Source organism: Streptomyces roseolilacinus (assembly GCF_014649335.1).
Lineage (GTDB): Bacteria > Actinomycetota > Actinomycetes > Streptomycetales > Streptomycetaceae > Streptomyces > Streptomyces roseolilacinus.
Genome location: NZ_BMSV01000003.1, coordinates 471,206 through 486,358, shown reverse-complemented (window position 1 = coordinate 486,358; position 15,153 = coordinate 471,206). Strand labels below are relative to the sequence as shown.

At 75.8% G+C, this 15,153-nt stretch carries 13 protein-coding genes; 3 read left to right on the top strand and 10 right to left on the bottom strand.

Annotation, left to right across the window (positions count from 1 at the left end; translation table 11 throughout):
* The first annotated feature begins 9 nt into the window (after window positions 1-9).
* Both IE106_RS09420 and IE106_RS09415 read left to right on the top strand, forming a co-directional pair.
* Window positions 10-459 (top strand): MarR family winged helix-turn-helix transcriptional regulator, encoded by a 450-nt coding sequence (locus IE106_RS09420; RefSeq protein ID WP_229840244.1) that lies wholly within the window; start codon window positions 10-12, stop codon window positions 457-459.
* Between the two features lie 109 nt (window positions 460-568).
* Window positions 569-2,659, top strand: a complete 2,091-nt coding sequence (locus tag IE106_RS09415; protein WP_189531873.1) for an MMPL family transporter — start codon at window positions 569-571, stop codon at window positions 2,657-2,659.
* On the opposite strand, the gene IE106_RS09410 is transcribed toward IE106_RS09415, so the two are convergent.
* From IE106_RS09410 to IE106_RS09380, 7 genes are all read right to left on the bottom strand, one after another.
* Window positions 2,628-3,500: a glutaminase gene (locus IE106_RS09410; RefSeq protein WP_229840242.1), complete on the bottom strand. Its 873-nt coding sequence runs from the start codon at window positions 3,498-3,500 to the stop codon at window positions 2,628-2,630. The genes IE106_RS09415 and IE106_RS09410 overlap by 32 nt on opposite strands.
* Window positions 3,501-3,685: 185 nt before the next feature.
* The gene (locus IE106_RS09405) at window positions 3,686-5,821 is read right to left on the bottom strand and encodes a xanthine dehydrogenase family protein molybdopterin-binding subunit (RefSeq protein ID WP_189531869.1); all 2,136 of its coding nucleotides are present in this window, start codon (window positions 5,819-5,821) and stop codon (window positions 3,686-3,688) included.
* Window positions 5,822-5,848: 27 nt separating this feature from the next.
* Window positions 5,849-6,844 carry an FAD binding domain-containing protein gene (locus tag IE106_RS09400; RefSeq protein WP_189531867.1) on the bottom strand — a complete coding sequence of 332 codons (996 nt, stop codon included), beginning with the start codon at window positions 6,842-6,844 and terminating at the stop codon, window positions 5,849-5,851.
* Window positions 6,841-7,398 (bottom strand): (2Fe-2S)-binding protein, encoded by a 558-nt coding sequence (locus IE106_RS09395; protein ID WP_189531865.1) that lies wholly within the window; start codon window positions 7,396-7,398, stop codon window positions 6,841-6,843. Before IE106_RS09395 ends, IE106_RS09400 begins: the two co-directional genes overlap by 4 nt.
* A 50-nt stretch (window positions 7,399-7,448) precedes the next feature.
* Window positions 7,449-8,009, bottom strand: a complete 561-nt coding sequence (locus IE106_RS09390; protein WP_189531863.1) for a DUF5709 domain-containing protein — start codon at window positions 8,007-8,009, stop codon at window positions 7,449-7,451.
* Window positions 8,010-8,170: 161 nt separating this feature from the next.
* Window positions 8,171-8,344 carry a CsbD family protein gene (locus tag IE106_RS09385; protein WP_189531861.1) on the bottom strand — a complete coding sequence of 58 codons (174 nt, stop codon included), beginning with the start codon at window positions 8,342-8,344 and terminating at the stop codon, window positions 8,171-8,173.
* Between the two features lie 105 nt (window positions 8,345-8,449).
* Window positions 8,450-9,550, bottom strand: a complete 1,101-nt coding sequence (locus IE106_RS09380; RefSeq protein ID WP_229840202.1) for a glutamate--cysteine ligase — start codon at window positions 9,548-9,550, stop codon at window positions 8,450-8,452.
* Window positions 9,551-9,971: 421 nt separating this feature from the next.
* On the opposite strand from IE106_RS09380, the gene IE106_RS09375 reads away from it, so the two are divergent.
* Complete coding sequence (locus tag IE106_RS09375) at window positions 9,972-11,000, top strand: S66 family peptidase (RefSeq protein WP_189531858.1); 1,029 nt, start codon at window positions 9,972-9,974, stop codon at window positions 10,998-11,000.
* Between the two features lie 56 nt (window positions 11,001-11,056).
* Here IE106_RS09375 and IE106_RS09370 read toward each other — a convergent pair whose 3' ends face one another.
* The 3 genes from IE106_RS09370 to IE106_RS09360 form a co-directional block, all read right to left on the bottom strand.
* Complete coding sequence (locus tag IE106_RS09370) at window positions 11,057-12,277, bottom strand: glycoside hydrolase family 6 protein (RefSeq protein WP_189531856.1); 1,221 nt, start codon at window positions 12,275-12,277, stop codon at window positions 11,057-11,059.
* A 172-nt stretch (window positions 12,278-12,449) separates the two neighbouring features.
* Window positions 12,450-13,601, bottom strand: coding sequence for an XdhC family protein (locus tag IE106_RS09365; RefSeq protein ID WP_189531854.1), 1,152 nt, complete (start codon window positions 13,599-13,601; stop codon window positions 12,450-12,452).
* 51 nt (window positions 13,602-13,652) lie between these two features.
* A complete protein-coding gene (locus IE106_RS09360; protein ID WP_189531852.1) occupies window positions 13,653-15,095 on the bottom strand; it encodes an NCS2 family permease in 1,443 nt (480 codons plus the stop codon).
* Window positions 15,096-15,153 lie beyond the last annotated feature (58 nt).

Genomic DNA, 15,153 nt, shown 5'->3' with positions numbered 1-15,153 from the left:
GGTGAGCGGTTGCCCCCGGCGGACCTCCAGGCGTTCGCCGTGCAGCTGCGCCGGATGAACGGCGAGGTGAACCGGCTGGTGCACGGCTTCGCGGCGAGCCAGGGCCTGCACCCGACGGACGTGCAGGCGCTGGCCGCGATCCTTGACTCCGAGGGGCCCATGACGCCGGGGCGGCTGCGCGAGCACCTGGGGCTGACCTCGGGGGCGGTGACCGCGTGCGTGGACCGGCTGGAGCGCGCCGGGCACATCCGCAGGTCCCGTGAGAGCACCGACCGGCGGGTGGTCCACCTGCACTACGAGCCGGGGGCGCGGGCGGCCGCGCGCGCGTTCTTCCGTCCTCTGGCGGCGGCGGCCGAGGGCGCCACCGCGCGGTTCTCGCCGGAGGAGCTCCAGGTGGTGCTGCGGTTCCTGACGGCGCTGAACGAGGAGCTGGGTTTGGAGAGCCCGCCGCGGCGGTAGACGGTGCTTTCGGGGTACCGGGCCCCCCGGCGCCCTTGTATCTCAATCATTAAGATAGTTTTCCGTTGAGACAGTAGCCGGATCCCCGCCCCCTTTCCGCAGGAGAACCATGTCCGCCTTCCCGGTCGTCGCCCGGCGGCTCTTGCCCGCCCTGCTCATCGCCGTCTGGCTGGCCGTCGGAGGCGGTCTCGGCCCGTACGCCGGCAAACTGGGCGAGGTCGCCACCAACGACCAGGCGGCGTTCCTCCCCGAGGACGCCGAGTCGACCCGCGTCCTGGAGGCCCAGCGGGCCTTCCGCCAGGAGGAGTCGCTGCCCCTGATCGTGGTGTGGACCGCGGACGGCGGCGGCCCCCTGGACCCGGCCGGGCGGCAGGCCGCGTCGCGGGCGCTCGCCTCCCTGGCCGGCGCGCCCGGCGTGGTCGGCACCCCCTCCCCCGCGCTGCCGTCCGAGGACGGCGAGGCGCTGCAGGGCGCGCTCCGGCTCGCCCCCGACCTGGAGGACGAGCTGCCCGCCGTCCTCGACCGGGTCCGGGCCGCCGCCGACGAGGTGCCCGGCACCCGGAGCCTGCTGGCCGGCCCCGCGGCGACCCAGGCGGACCTGAGTGACGCGTTCGCCGGGATCGACGGGCTGCTGCTGGGCGTCGCCCTCGCGGCCGTGCTGCTGATCCTGCTGCTGGTGTACCGGAGCGTGCTGCTGCCGCTCGTGGTCATCCTGTGCGCGGTGTTCGCCCTGGCCCTGGCGTGCGCGGTGGTGTACTTCCTGGCCGACGCGGACGTGGTGCGGGTCGACGGCCAGGTGCAGGGCATCCTGTTCATCCTGGTCATCGGGGCCGCCACCGACTACGCGCTGCTGCTGGCCGCCCGGTTCCGGGAGGAGCTGGTCCTGCACGAGGACCGCCGCACCGCGATGCGCGCGGCGGTCCGCCAGTCGTACGGGCCGATCGGGGCGAGCGCCGCCACGGTCGCCCTGGGGCTGCTCGCCCTGCTGCTCAGCGACCTGACCAACAACCGGGCGCTGGGACCGGTCGGGGCCATCGGCATCGTCTGCGCCGTCCTGGGCTCGCTGACCTTCCTGCCCGCCGTACTGGTGCTGCTGGGCCGGTCGGCGTACTGGCCGGCCACCCCGAAGCCGTCCGCCTCGGGCGCCGGGCACGGCGTGTGGAGGAGGGTGGCCGCCCTCGTCGACCGCGCCCCGCGCAAGGTGTGGGCGGGGACGCTCGCCGTGCTGCTGGCGTGCGCGGCGTTCTCGCCGACGCTCACCGCGAAGGGCGTGCCCCTGGACGAGATCTTCGTCGACGACGCGCCGTCCGTCACCGCGGGGAAGGTGCTCGCCGAGCACTTCCCCGGCGGCTCGGGCAACCCCGCCGTCATCGTGGCGGACGCCGGTGCGCTGCCCGCGGTGACCGAGGCGGCCGAGGGCACCGAGGGCGTCGACTCGGTCGTACCGGTCGCCGCGGGCGGCCGGCCCGGCGGCCGGCCCCTGGTCGTCGGGGGACGGGTCCAGCTCAACGCCACCCTGGAGGCCGCGCCCGACAGCGACGCCGCGAAGGCGGCGCTGGCCCGGCTGCGGACCGCCGTCCACGCCGTACCGGACGCGCACGCCCTGGTGGGCGGCTACACGGCGCAGCAGTACGACACCCAGCGCACCGCCGAGCGGGACCGCGCCGTCATCGTCCCCGTCGTCCTCGTGATCATCCTGCTGATCCTGGTGGGGCTGCTGCGCTCGCTGCTCCTGCCGGTGCTGCTGGTGGCGACGGTCGGGCTGAACTTCCTGGCCACCCTGGGCGTCTCGGCGCTGGTCTTCGAGCAGCTGCTCGGCTTCAGCGGCACGGACGCCTCGGTCCCGCTGTACGGGTTCGTGTTCCTGGTCGCGCTCGGCGTCGACTACAACATCTTCCTGATGTCGCGGGTCCGGGAGGAGACGCTCCACCACGGCACGCGGCAGGGCGTGCTGCGCGGGCTCACCGCGACCGGCGGGGTCATCACGTCGGCGGGCGTGGTGCTCGCGGCGACCTTCGCCGCGCTCGCGGTGATCCCGCTGGCGTTCCTGTTGCAGATCGCGTTCATCGTCGCCTTCGGCGTGCTCCTCGACACCCTGGTCGTCCGGTCGCTGCTCGTGCCGGCGCTGGTGCGGGACATCGGGCCGGTGTCCTGGTGGCCCGGCGCGCTCAGAACACGGACAGGCCCGTCAGGGTCGTGAAGCGGTCGAGCGCGGCGACCCCGGCGACGGAGTTGCCGCGCTCGTCCAGTCCCGGGCTCCACACGCACAGCGTGCAGCGGCCGGGGACGACGGCGACGATGCCGCCCCCCACGCCGCTCTTGCCGGGCAGCCCGACCCGGTACGCGAAGTCGCCGGCCGCGTCGTACGTGCCGCAGGTCAGCATCACGGCGTTGACCTGCTTGGCCTGGCTGCGGGTGAGCAGCGACGAGCCGTCGGCGCGGACGCCGTGCCGGGCCAGGAACCCGGCGGCGAGGGCGAGGTCCGCGCACGACGCCTCCAGGGAGCACTGGCGGAAGTACTGCTCCAGGAGGTCCGGGACGGGGTTGCCGACGTTGCCGTAGGAGGCCATGAAGTACGCCAGGGCGGCGTTGCGGTCGCCGTGCGCGGCCTCGGAGGCGGCCACCTCCCCGTCGAAGTCCAGCCCCGCGTTGCCGCTCTCGGCGCGCAGGAACGCGCGGAGCGCGCCGGACGCGTCGCCGGTCAGGGTGTGCAGCCGGTCGGTGACGACGAGGGCGCCCGCGTTGACGAACGGGTTGCGGGGGATGCCGTTCTCGTACTCCAGCTGGACGAGCGAGTTGAACGGGTTGCCGGACGGCTCGCGCCCCACGTGCTCCCACAGCGCCTCGCCCTCCAGGGAGAGGGCGAGGGCGAGGGTGAACGCCTTGGTGATGGACTGCGCGGAGAACGGCTGCCGCCAGTCCCCCACCCCGTAGACCGTGCCGTCGAGCTCCGCGACGGCCATGCCGAAGCGGCGGGTGTCGGCCTGGGCGAGCGCGGGGATGTAGTCCGCCGGCCGGCCCCGGCCCGGTCGGGCGGCCATGTCGGCCGCGATCCGGTCGAGGACGGGCTGGAAGGTGAGGGCCACGGCGGTGCTCGCTTCGGCGGGTGCGGGGGCGGGACGACGCGCCCCATTGTGCCCCCCGCCCCGGCGCGGGCGTGCGGGGGGCCGCACCGGCCCGGGCGCTCCCCGGCGTCCCGCGAGGGGCCGCCCCGGCGCGGGCGCGTTCAGAGGGCGGGCTCCTCCTCGGGGCGGAGCGCGGGGAGCACCCGGTCGGGGGTGAGGGGCAGTTCGCGGAAGCGGACGCCCGTGGCGTGGTGGACGGCGTTGCCGACGGCGGCGGCCGCGCCGACGGTGCCGATCTCGCCGATGCCCTTGCTGCCCATCGGGTTGAGGAGGCCGTCGTCCTCCTCGACCCAGTGGGCCTCGACGGCGCGCACGTCGGCGTGGGCGGGGACGTGGTAGGAGGCGAGGTCGCTCTCGGTGAAGTCGCCGTGCGCGGCGTCCATGGTGCTGTGCTCGGTCAGCGCCATCCCCAGGCCCATGATCATGCCGCCGATCAGCTGGGAGCGGGCGGTGCGCGGGTTGAGGATGCGCCCGGCGGCGAAGACGCCCAGCATGCGCCGGACGCGCACCTCGCCGGTGACCGTGTCGACCTGCACCTCGGCGAACTGGGCGCCGAAGGCGTGCCGCGCGTACGGGGGTGTGCGGCGGACCTCGTCGGTCGTGTCGGCGGTGACCGTCAGCCCCCCGCCGGGCAGCGGCCCGTCGTGCCCGGCGACGGCGGCGGCCAGGGCGGTGCACGCCCGGTGGACGGCCCACCCCCAGGAGGCCGTGCCGGAGGAGCCGCCGGCGAGCGGCGCGCGCGGGAGGCGGGTGCTGCCGATCCGGATGCGCACCGCCTCCAGGGGCGCGGTGAGCGCGGCGGCGGCGATCTGGGCGAGGACGGTGCGGGCGCCGGTGCCGATGTCGGTCGCGTTGACGCGGACGGTGTACGTGCCGTCGGGGTGGGCGGTGGCGTCGGCGGCGCACGGCGACGCGTACGCGGGGTAGGTGGCGGCGGCGACGCCGGAGCCGATCAGGAGGGGGCCCTCCCGGCGGGCGGCGGGTCGCGGGTCGCGGTCGTGCCAGCCGAAGCGGCGGGCGCCCTCGCGCAGGCACTCGACGAGGTGGCGGCTGCTGAAGGGGCGGCCGCTGTCCGGCTCCGTGGCGGGGTCGTTGAGGACGCGCAGGTCGACGGGGTCCATGCCGAGGGCGTCGGCGAGCTCGTCCACGGCGGACTCCAGGGCGTACATGCCGGGGGTCTCGCCGGGGGCGCGCATCCAGGACGGGCTGGGCACGTCGAGGGGGACGACGCGGTGGGTGGTGAGGCTGTGCGGCGACCCGTACATGACGCGGGCCGGCACGGCGGCCTGCTCGACGAACTCGGTGATGCGGGACGTGTGGGTGGTGACCTCGTGGCTGACGGAGACGAGGGTGCCGTCCGGTTCGGCGCCGAGGCGCAGCCGGTGCAGGGTGGGGGCGCGGTGCCCGGTGACGGACGGCAGGTGACGGCGGGGCAGGGCCAGTTTGACGGGGCGGCCGGTGTGGATCGCGGCCATCGCGGCGAGGACGACGTGCGGGCGGGGGGTGCCCTTGCTGCCGAAGCCGCCGCCGACGTGTTCGGCGACGACGGTGACGCGGTCCTCGGGGAGGTCGAACAGGGAGGCGAGGACGGTGCGGACGGCGTTGCCGCCCTGGCAGGAGTCGTACACGGTGAGCCGGCCGCCGGCGAAGTGGGCGGTCGCGGAGTGCGGCTCCATGGGGTGGTTGTGCAGCGGCGGCACGCGGTAGGAGACGTCGACGCGCACCGGGGCGGCGGCGAACGCGGCGGCCGCGTCGCCGCGTTCGCGGTGGGCGGGGTAGCCGCCGTTGGCCTTCTCCGGGGTGTACGCCTCGGGGTGGTCCTCGTCGAGGACGACGTCGTGCGGCTCGGGCTCGTCGGCGTGGTCGGCGCAGGTGACGCGGACGGCGGCGGCCGCCGCGCGGGCGTTCTCCAGGGTGTCGGCGACGGCGAGGGCGACGTACCAGCCGCGGTGGGGGACGGAGTCGTACTGGAGCACGTCGAGCTCGGGGTCGTCGGGCGGGGCGGCGAAGCGGGGCGCGTCGAACGGGGTGAGGACGGCGAGGGCGCCGGGCTGGGCCAGGGCGGCGGAGGTGTCGACGCCGGTGATGCGGCCGCAGGTGACACCGGCGGGGACGGGCCAGGCGTGGGCGCAGCCGGGCGGGGTGTGCTCGGCGGCGTAGCGGGCGGCGCCGGTGACCTTGTCCCGGCCCTCGATGCGCTCGGCGGGGGTGCCGAGGGTGTGCGGGGTGGCGGCCATGGGTGCTCCGGTTCTCCGGTTCTCCGGTCAGGTGCGGTGGGTGCCGGCGAGGCCGCCGATGACGGCTCCGGCGAGCCGGTGGGCGAGGGGGACCTTGTAGGCGTTGTCGCGGAGCGGTTCGGCGGCGTCCAGTTCGGCGGCGACGGCGCGGGCGACGTTCTCGGCGGTGGGGGTGGCACCCAGGAGGGCGGCCTCGGCGCGGCGGGCCCGCCAGGGCCGGTGCGCGAGCCCGCCGAACGCCAGGCCCAGGTGGCGTACGGCGCCGTGCTCGTCGAGGTCGAGGACGGCGGCGACGGAGACGAGGGCGAAGGCGTAGGAGGCGCGGTCGCGGGCCTTGCGGTACGCGGAGGGCAGCCCGGCGGTGGCGGCGGGCAGGGTGACGGCGGTGATCAGCTCCCCCGGCTGGATGACGGTGTCCAGTTCGGGGTGGTCGCCGGGCAGCCGGTGGAAGTCGGCGACGGGCACGGTGCGTTCGCCGTCCGGGCCGTGGAGTTCCACCTCGGCGTCGAGGGCGGCGAGGGCGACGGCCAGGTCGGAGGGGTGGGTGGCGATGCACAGGTACGAGTGGCCGAGCACCGCGTGGTCGCGGTGGACGCCGTCGCGGGCGCCGCAGCCGCTGCCGGGGGCCCGCTTGTTGCAGGGCTTGGTGAGGTCCTGGAAGTAGGGGCAGCGGGTGCGCTGGAGGAGGTTGCCGCCGGTGGTGGCGGTGTTGCGGAGCTGGCCGGAGGCGCCGGAGAGGAGGGCGCGGGACACGGCGGCGTAGCGGTCGCGGACGAGGGGGTGCGCGGCGAGGTCGCTGTTGCGGACGGTGGCGCCGACGCGCAGCCCGCCGTCGGGGAGTTCCTCGACGGCGTCGAGCGGCAGGCGCGTGACGTCGACGAGGGTCTCGGGGGCCTCGACGCCGAGTTTCATGAGGTCGACGAGGTTGGTGCCGCCGGCGAGGTAGCGGGCGCCGGGGTGCGCGGCGTGGGCGGCGGTCGCCTCCTGGACCGTGCGGGCGCGGACGTACGCGAAGGGTCTCACCGGATCACGTCCTCGACGGCCTGGACGATGTGGGGGTAGGCGCCGCAGCGGCAGAGGTTGCCGCTCATCCGCTCGCGGATCTCGTCCGGGGTGAGGGGGACGGCGCCCTGGGCGGGCGGCGCGTCCGGGTCGGTCGCCAGGGAGGGGTGGCCGGCGGCAGCCTCGGCGAGCATGCCGAGGGCGGAGCAGAGCTGGCCGGGGGTGCAGTAGCCGCACTGGAAGGCGTCGCGGTCGAGGAACGCCTGCTGGAGCGGGTGGAGCCGGTCGCCGCCGTCCTTGGCGACGCCCTCGACGGTGGTGATGTCGCAGCCGTCGAGGGCGACCGCGAGGAGCAGGCAGGCGTTGGCGCGGCGCCCGTCGACGAGGACGGTGCAGGCGCCGCACTGGCCGTGGTCGCACCCCTTCTTGGCGCCGGTGAGGCCCAGCCCCTCGCGCAGCGCGTCGAGGAGGGTGGTGCGGTGGTCGACGGTGAGCGCGCGGGGCGTTCCGTTCACCCGCAGGGTGACCTCGGAGTGGTACGCGTCGGGCGGGGGTGGGGGCGTCGTCGGCTGCACGGGGGCGGGGCCCTTCCTGGTGTGCGGTGGGGTGGGGTGCCGGGGGCCGGTCAGCCGCTCCGCTCGTCCCCGGTGTCTCCCCCGATCCCCGTGTCCCCCACGTACCCCTGGTCCCCCTCGCCTTCCTCGCTCGGCTCGGGCACCAGGTGGACGGCGGCCTCCTCGGCGGACGCGGCGCCGCCGTCGATGCCCACGTCCCGGCCGACGACGTCCTTCTCGGTGTCCGTGCGGGCGCCCTCGTCGGGGCCGACCAGCCGGCCCGACCGGTCCCGGCCGACCTGGTCGTCGTACGGCTCGCCCATGCCGCCGGGCAGGTCGCCGATGCCGTCGGGGGCCGCCTCGGCGTCGTCGGTGCGCAGGGCGGGGTCGGGGACCTCCCGGGCCAGCCGCCCGTCGAGGGACTCGCCCTCGCGCTGCTCGCGGGCGGTGGTGCCGACGTCGTCGGCGGCGAGGGGGCGCTCCGGGGGCGAGTAGCCCTCGTCGTACGGGTTGGCGGCGCGGTCCGAGAGGGTGTCCTCGTCGTCCAGGACCCCGTGGTCCTCCCGGATCTCGCGATCGTCGGTGGGGTCGGGCTGGTAGACCTCGTCGCCCATCGTCTCTTCGGTTCCCATGGCTGGCTCCCGGTCGGCTGCGGTTTCGCCTGCTCCGCGTATCCAGCCTGGCCCAGGTCACACTTCCCGGCACCCGCGCGCGGTGCAAACGGGCGCCGGGCCCGGAACGCGCGCCGCCCCCGCACGGCGGCGTGCGGGGGCGGCGCGGGCCGGCGGCCGGTTCAGCGCTTGAAGGCGTCCTTGGCCTTCTTGCCCGCTTCGCGCAGGTCGGCCTTCATGCGTTCGGTACGGCCCTCGGCGGTCATGCTCTCGTTCCCGACCGCGCGGCCCACGTTCTCCTTGACCGTCCCCTTGACCTGCTGGGTCTTGGTGGACGCCTTCCGCTTCGCGGACATGGTGCCTACTCCCTGGCTGTCGTCGCTCCCCCCACGCAGGTGCGTCTGCCCGGCCGCGAAGCGGTCAAACCAGGATGTTTCATCTTGTATCTCTCGCCCCCTCCGTCAGCGCACCTCCTCCTGCGTACGACGTACGCACTCCGCGACGACGGCCTGCAGCGTGCCGTGCCGCCGCAGCAGCCGGCGCTGGACGCGGGCGCCGTTGCCGCCGCCCAGCAGGTCGTCGAGGGCCTTGCGGGCGCGGTCGTGGTCGCCGTTCCCGTCGAGGGCGTCCTCGACGTGCCGGAACAGCGCCTGGACGACCTGCCCGGCCGGGGCGGGCCGCATGGTGTCCGGGTGGACCAGCTCGCCGTCCAGCCCGGACCGGGCGGCCCGCCAGGAGGCGGCCCGCAGCAGCCCGACCCCGTGGTCCCCGGGCGGCCGGCCCTCCCGCCAGTGCCGGGCGGCCGTGTCGACGAGGGCCCGGGCGAGCGTCGCGACGAGGACGGTCGTCGACGCGTCCAGGCAGACGTCGGCGGCACGGATCTCCACGGTCGGGTAGTGCCGGGAGAGCCGGGCGTCGAAGTAGACCATCCCCTCGTCCTGGAGGACGCCCGTGGCGAGCAGCTCGCGCACCTGCCGGTGGTAGCGGTCGGCGGAGCCGAACAGCTCCGCGGGCCCCACGGACGGCCAGCGGCCCCACACCCGGCTGCGGTAGCTGTGGTACTCGCTGTCCCTGCCCTGCCAGAAGGGGGAGTTGGCGCTGAGCGCGACCAGCACCGGCAGCCAGGGCCTGATCCGGTCGAGGACGGCCACGCCCTCCTCGTCGGACGCGATCGAGACGTGGACGTGGCAGCCGCAGGTGATCTGCTCCAGGGCCGTCAGCCCGTAGTGCTCCCGGATCCACCGGTAGCGCCTGCCCTCGCTGACGGCGGGCCCCGCGGGCAGCGGCGAGGTCGCCAGCGCCACGACGGCGACGCCCGCCTCGGCGGCGATCCGCGCGGCGTCGGCGCGGCACCGCTCGATCTCGGCGGCCACCTCGCCCATGGCGGTCCGGGGCTCCGTCCCGAACTCGAGCTGCTGGCCGTGCAATTCCTTGGTGAACGCGTGGGCCCGCCCCTGGTGGTGCCTGGCGGCGACGGCCAGCACCTCTTCGGAGAGAGCGCGCGGCTCCCCCGATCGCGGGTCCACGAGGAGGAGTTCCTCCTCCACTCCGACACTGCGCAAAAGAACCCGCCTTTCCGATCGCATCCTCGGGGGACAACTGACGGAACTGCCGGACTTGCCGAACGTGCTGGACTGCGGACGTGCTGGACTGCGGGACGTGCCGGACTGCGGACGTGCCGAGCCGCGGGCGTACCGGATCCCGGGCGTGCCGGACCCCCCGACGTACCGGACCCCCGACGTGCCGGGCCTCCCGCGTGCCGGACCCACCATCATCCCCGGTGCGGCGGGCGCGCGCACGGCCCCGGAAGCCGGTCCCGGGGATCTGGCGGGTTCCCGTCGCATCGGCCGGAAGTGCCGGTGCCGCCCGCCCCGCGGCCGCCCCCGGCGCGCCGCGCGGCCCCCTCCCCGCGCGGCGGCGGGGTGTCCGGCCCGGACGATTCCCGCGCGCGGCAAGGGCGTTCGGCGTGCCAGAATCCCGCACATGCCCATACGCCACCCCCGCCCCCTGCGCCCGGGCGACCGGATCGCCGTCACGTCCCCGTCGAGCGGAGTGCCCGAGGAGCTTCGCGCGCGGCTCGACGTGGCGGTCCGCGCGGTGGAGGCCCGCGGGTACGAGGTCGTGGTGGGCGCGTGCATGGACGGCTCCGGGCACGTCAGCGCCCCGGCCGCCGACCGCGCGGCCGAGCTGACGGCGATGCTGACCGACCCGGACGTGCGGGCCGTCGTGCCGCCGTGGGGCGGGGAGACGGCGATCGACCTCCTCCCGCTGCTCGACTGGGGCCGGCTGCGGGCGGCCGAACCGACCTGGCTCGTCGGCTTCTCCGACATGTCGACCCTCCTCACCCCGTTCACCCTGCTCACCGGCACGGCCACGCTCCACGGCAACAACCTCATGGACACCCCCTACCGGACCCCGGAGGGCCTGCTGTCCTGGCTGGACGTGGTGGCGCTGCCGGAGGGCGGCCGCTTCACGCAGACCCCGCCGGGCCGCCACCGCACGTCCGGCTGGGACGACTGGGCGGCCGACCCGTACGTCGACATGCTGACGCTGGACGGCACCGGCACGTGGACGCGGCTGGACGGCAACGGCGACGTGGACGTCGAGGGGCGCCTGATCGGCGGCTGCGTCGAGACGCTGTGCCACCTCGCCGGGACGCCGTACGGGGACGTGTCCGCGTTCGCCCGCGCCCACGCCCCGGAGGGGCTGCTCGTGTACGTGGAGGCCGCCGACGACGACGCGTTCACCGTCTGCCGCGCCCTGCACGGGATGCGGCTCGCCGGGTTCTTCGACGCCGCCGAGGCCGTTCTGATCGGCCGCGCGACGGGTCCCGGCGCGCCGTCGCTGACGCACCACGAGGCGGTGCTGGACGCGCTGGGACCGCTGGGCGTCCCGCTGATCGCGGACGTGGAGTGCGGTCACGTGCCGCCGTACCTGCCGCTCGTCAACGGGGCCCGCGGCCGGGTCGTCCACACGGCGACCCGGCACGAGCTGACGCAGACGCTGGACTGACCCCGACCGGCCGGCGGCGCGGCGGAGGCCGGCCGACCGGTCCCGGCCGGGCCGCCTCAGACGATCGGCGGCTGGGCCAGCCGTACGAGCTCCAGGGCCTGCTCCGGGAACCAGGCGCCCGCCTTGGGGTCGACCATGCCGCGGGCGGGGTCCTGGGGGCCCGGAGTGCCGCGCAGGCACAGGCCGTCGGACTCGCCGGGGATCTTGATCCAGAGGCGCGCGTCGTGGAGCGGTTCGCCGGTGCGGGTCGTCGGACGGGCGCCGAGGCCGCGGTCCGGCGGGTTGCACCACTCCTGCGGGTCGGGGTAGGCGCCGGCGGGCGCGGTCCAGGGGCCGCGGCCGTTGCGGCTGGAGTCGGTGACGAAGTGCTTCATCCGCGACGGGTCGGTGGGCGCGTGCTCGGCGACCCAGGCGTCGGCCTCGGCGGGCGGCGTCCACTGGTCGGGGCAGTGGGCCGGGTCGCCGCCGCCGGCCTCGTACGCCAGGCAGGCGGAGATCAGCTTGCCGTAGCGGACGTTGGCCGCGTCGGTGTGGTAGTTCGAGACGTTCAGGTAGAAGCCGTCGGCGGCGTCGACGCCGCCCCCGGCGAGGCGGGGCACGATCGCGCGGACGCTGTGCCAGCCGGGGTGCCCGGCGTCGAGGTAGACCTTGGTGCGGGGCAGCCCGGCGAGGAGGGTGGCGGCGTACCGGACCTCGGTGTAGCGGGCGGCGGTGCGGGTGCCCTGGGCGTCGTCCTGGCCGCAGTCGGAGGGCAGCAGCGCGAGGGAGTCGGGTTCGAGGACGACGATCGCCCGGTGGCCGCCGACGGCGCGGGCGACGGCGTCGACCCACGCCTGGTACTCGGCGGTGGTGGAGGCGCCGCCGCCCGAGTACTGGGAGCAGTCGCGGCCGGGGACGTTGTACAGCGCGAGCACCGGGACGGTGCCCCGGCGGGCGGCCGCGCGCACGACGGCGCGGACCTCGTCGTGCACCTCGGCCGGCGTCGCGCCGTGGTACCAGACGGCCTGCGGGGTGCGGACCATGCGCAGCAGCCCGGCCGCTTCGGCGAACCGCCCCTCCCCCTTGAGCTCCCGCACCTGGGTGAGGGCGGCCGGGTTGGGGGCGGGGGTGTGCAGGGCGGGGCCCCGGGAGGGGGGTGCCGCGGCGCCCTCCCGCGCGGCGGCGCCCTCCTGCGCGGCGGCGGGGCCGGTCAGGAGGCCGGCGGTCAGGGCGAGCGGGAGGGCGAGCAGGGCGGCGGCCGCTCCGAGGCGGCCGCGGGGGCGGGTGCGCAGGCTCATGGACAGCCCTTCGTCACGGGTCGGCGGAGTCTTGGGAGCGCTCCCACAGAGACTCCCGCCCGTCCCGTGCGCCCGTCAAGGCCCCGGAACGACGGGAGCCCCGCCCGGGCGGCGCGGCACGGGGCGCCCCGCTCGGCGATCGGTCCGCGCGGGCCCCTCGGGCCGGTCCGGGTCAGGCGACCGGCCCCATCCGTCCGGCGGGGGCGGCCGGCCCGCCGTGGTGGACCCCGTCGTGGTGGATCGGGGTGCGGGCGCCCGTCAGGGGGGCGCCGCTGCCGCCCCGGCGGTCGGCGACGATCTCGGCGCCGATCGACAGGGCCGTCTCCTCCGGGGTGCGGGCGCCCAGGTCGAGGCCGATCGGCGAGCGCAGCCGGGCCAGTTCGGGCTCGGTGACGCCGACCTCGCGCAGCCGCCGGTTGCGGTCCTCGTGGGTGCGGCGGGAGCCCATGGCGCCGACGTACGCGACGGGGAGGCGCAGGGCGCGCCGCAGGAGCGGGATGTCGAACCTGGCGTCGTGGGTGAGGACGCACAGCACCGTGCGGGCGTCGACCTCGGTGGCCTCCAGGTACTCGTGCGGCCAGGCGACGACGACCTCGTCCGCGTCGGGGAAGCGGGCGGCGGTCGCGAAGACCGGACGGGCGTCGCAGACGGTCACGCGGTAGCCGAGGAACCTGCCGACGCGGACGAGCGCGGAGGCGAAGTCGACGGCGCCGAACACGATCATGCGGGGCGGCGGGACGCTCGACTCGACGAGCAGGGTGAGCGGCTGCCCGCACCGGGCGCCCTCCGCGCCGATGGCGAGCGTGCCGGTGCGGCCGGCGTCCAGCAGGGCGCGGGCCTCGGCGGCGGCCGTGCGGTCCAGTTCGGGGTGGCCGCCGAGGCCGCCCTCGTACGTGCCGTCGGGCCGTACGAGGAGGGCGGTGCCCATCAGCTCGCGCGGGCCGTCGACGACGCGGGCGAGGGCCGCGGCCCGGCCGCCGGCGGCGGCGGCCAGCGCGGCGGAGCAGACCCCGCCGCGGACCGGGGTGACCAGGACGTCGATGACGCCGCCGCAGGTCAGGCCCACGGCGAAGGCGTCCTCGTCGCTGTAGCCGAAGCGTTCGACGACGGTCTCGCCGTCCTCGATCGCCTGCCGGCACAGTTCGTAGACGGCCCCCTCCACACAGCCGCCGGAGACCGAGCCGATCGCGGTGCCGTCGCGGTCCACGGCGAGGGCGGCGCCGGGCAGCCGGGGCGCGCTGCCGGTGACCGCCACGACCGTGGCGACGGCGAACTCGCGTCCCTGCTCGACCCACTGGCCGAGCTCGTCGGCGATGTCCAGCATGGCGGCCTCCTTGGTGGCGAAGCGGTGGCGGGGAGGGGGCGGGCGGGGTCGTCAGTGTCCGGTGCCGGTGGCGAAGTAGAAGACGAACACTGCGGAGAGGATCCACATCAGGGCGCTGGGCTCGCGCCACCTGCCCTGCGCGGCCTTGATCGCGCAGTAGGCGATGACGCCGGCGCCGACGCCCGTGGTGATGGTGTACGTGAACGGCATCAGCACGACCGTCAGGAAGACCGGCACGGCGACCGACCAGTCGCCCCAGTCGACGTGGCGGGCGTTCTGCAGCATCATCGCGCCGATCACGACCAGGGCGGCGGAGGCGACCTGGCCGGGGACCAGCTGGGTGAGCGGGGTGAAGAACAGGCAGGCGGCGAAGAGCAGGCCGGTGACCGCGGAGGACAGGCCGGTGCGGGCGCCCTCGCCGACGCCGGTCGCGGACTCGATGAACACGGTCTGGCCGGAGGCGCTGGTGACGCCGCCGATCGCCCCGCCCGCGCCGTCGATGAACAGCGCCTTGTTGAGACCGGGCATCCGCCCTCTGGCGTCGGCGAGCCCGGCCTCCTGGCCGACGGCGATGATGGTGGCCATCGCGTCGAAGAAGCCGGCCAGCACCAACGTGAAGACGATCATGCCGACGGCGGCGTGGCCGAGCCGCTCCCAGCCGCCGAACTCGACCTGCCCGAACAGCGAGAAGTCCGGCGCGGAGAGGATCCCGCCGTGCAGGACGGGCGGTCTGCCGCCCCACGCCGCCTCCTCGATCAGGCCGGTGGCGGTGGCGGCGACGGAGATGACCGTGCCGGCGACGATGCCGAGGAGGATGGCGCCGGGGACCCTGCGGGCCTGCAGCATGAAGATCAGCAGCAGGGTGACGGTGAACAGGACGACCGGCCAGCCGGTGAGCGAGCCGCCGACGCCGAGGGTGACGGGGCCGCCGCCCTGGCCCTTGCCGACGAAGCCGGCGTTGACGAAGCCGATCATCGCGATGAAGAGGCCGATGCCCATCGTGATGCCGTGCTTCAGAGCCAGGGGTATCGCGTTCATGATGACTTCGCGGACGCCGGTGACCACCAGGAGGCAGATCACCGCGCCGTAGACGACGCACATGCCCATGGCCTGCGGCCAGGTCATGTGGGGCGCGACCTGGGTGGAGACGACGCCCGCGACGCTGAGGCCCGCCGCCAGCGCGAGCGGGACCTTGCCGATGAGGCCCATCGCCAGGGTGGTGACCGCGGCCGCGAGGGCGGTGGCCGTGATCAGGGCGGGCTGGCTCAGCCTGTTCCCGAGCACGTCCGCGCCGCCGAGGAGCAGCGGGTTGAGCAGGAGGATGTACGCCATGGCCATGAAGGTCGTGACGCCGCCGCGCACCTCGCGCGCGGCGGTGGACCCTCGGTGGGTGATGTGGAAGTACCGGTCGAGCCACGACCGCCCGGCGGGGACGCGTGAGCCGTCGCCCGCGTCCTCCGGGGCGGCCTTCGGCTCCACTGACGACTGGGTCATGATGCCTAACTCCCAAGGTTCAAAGGGGCACCCGCGGGATTCCGGTTCCGGACCCCGT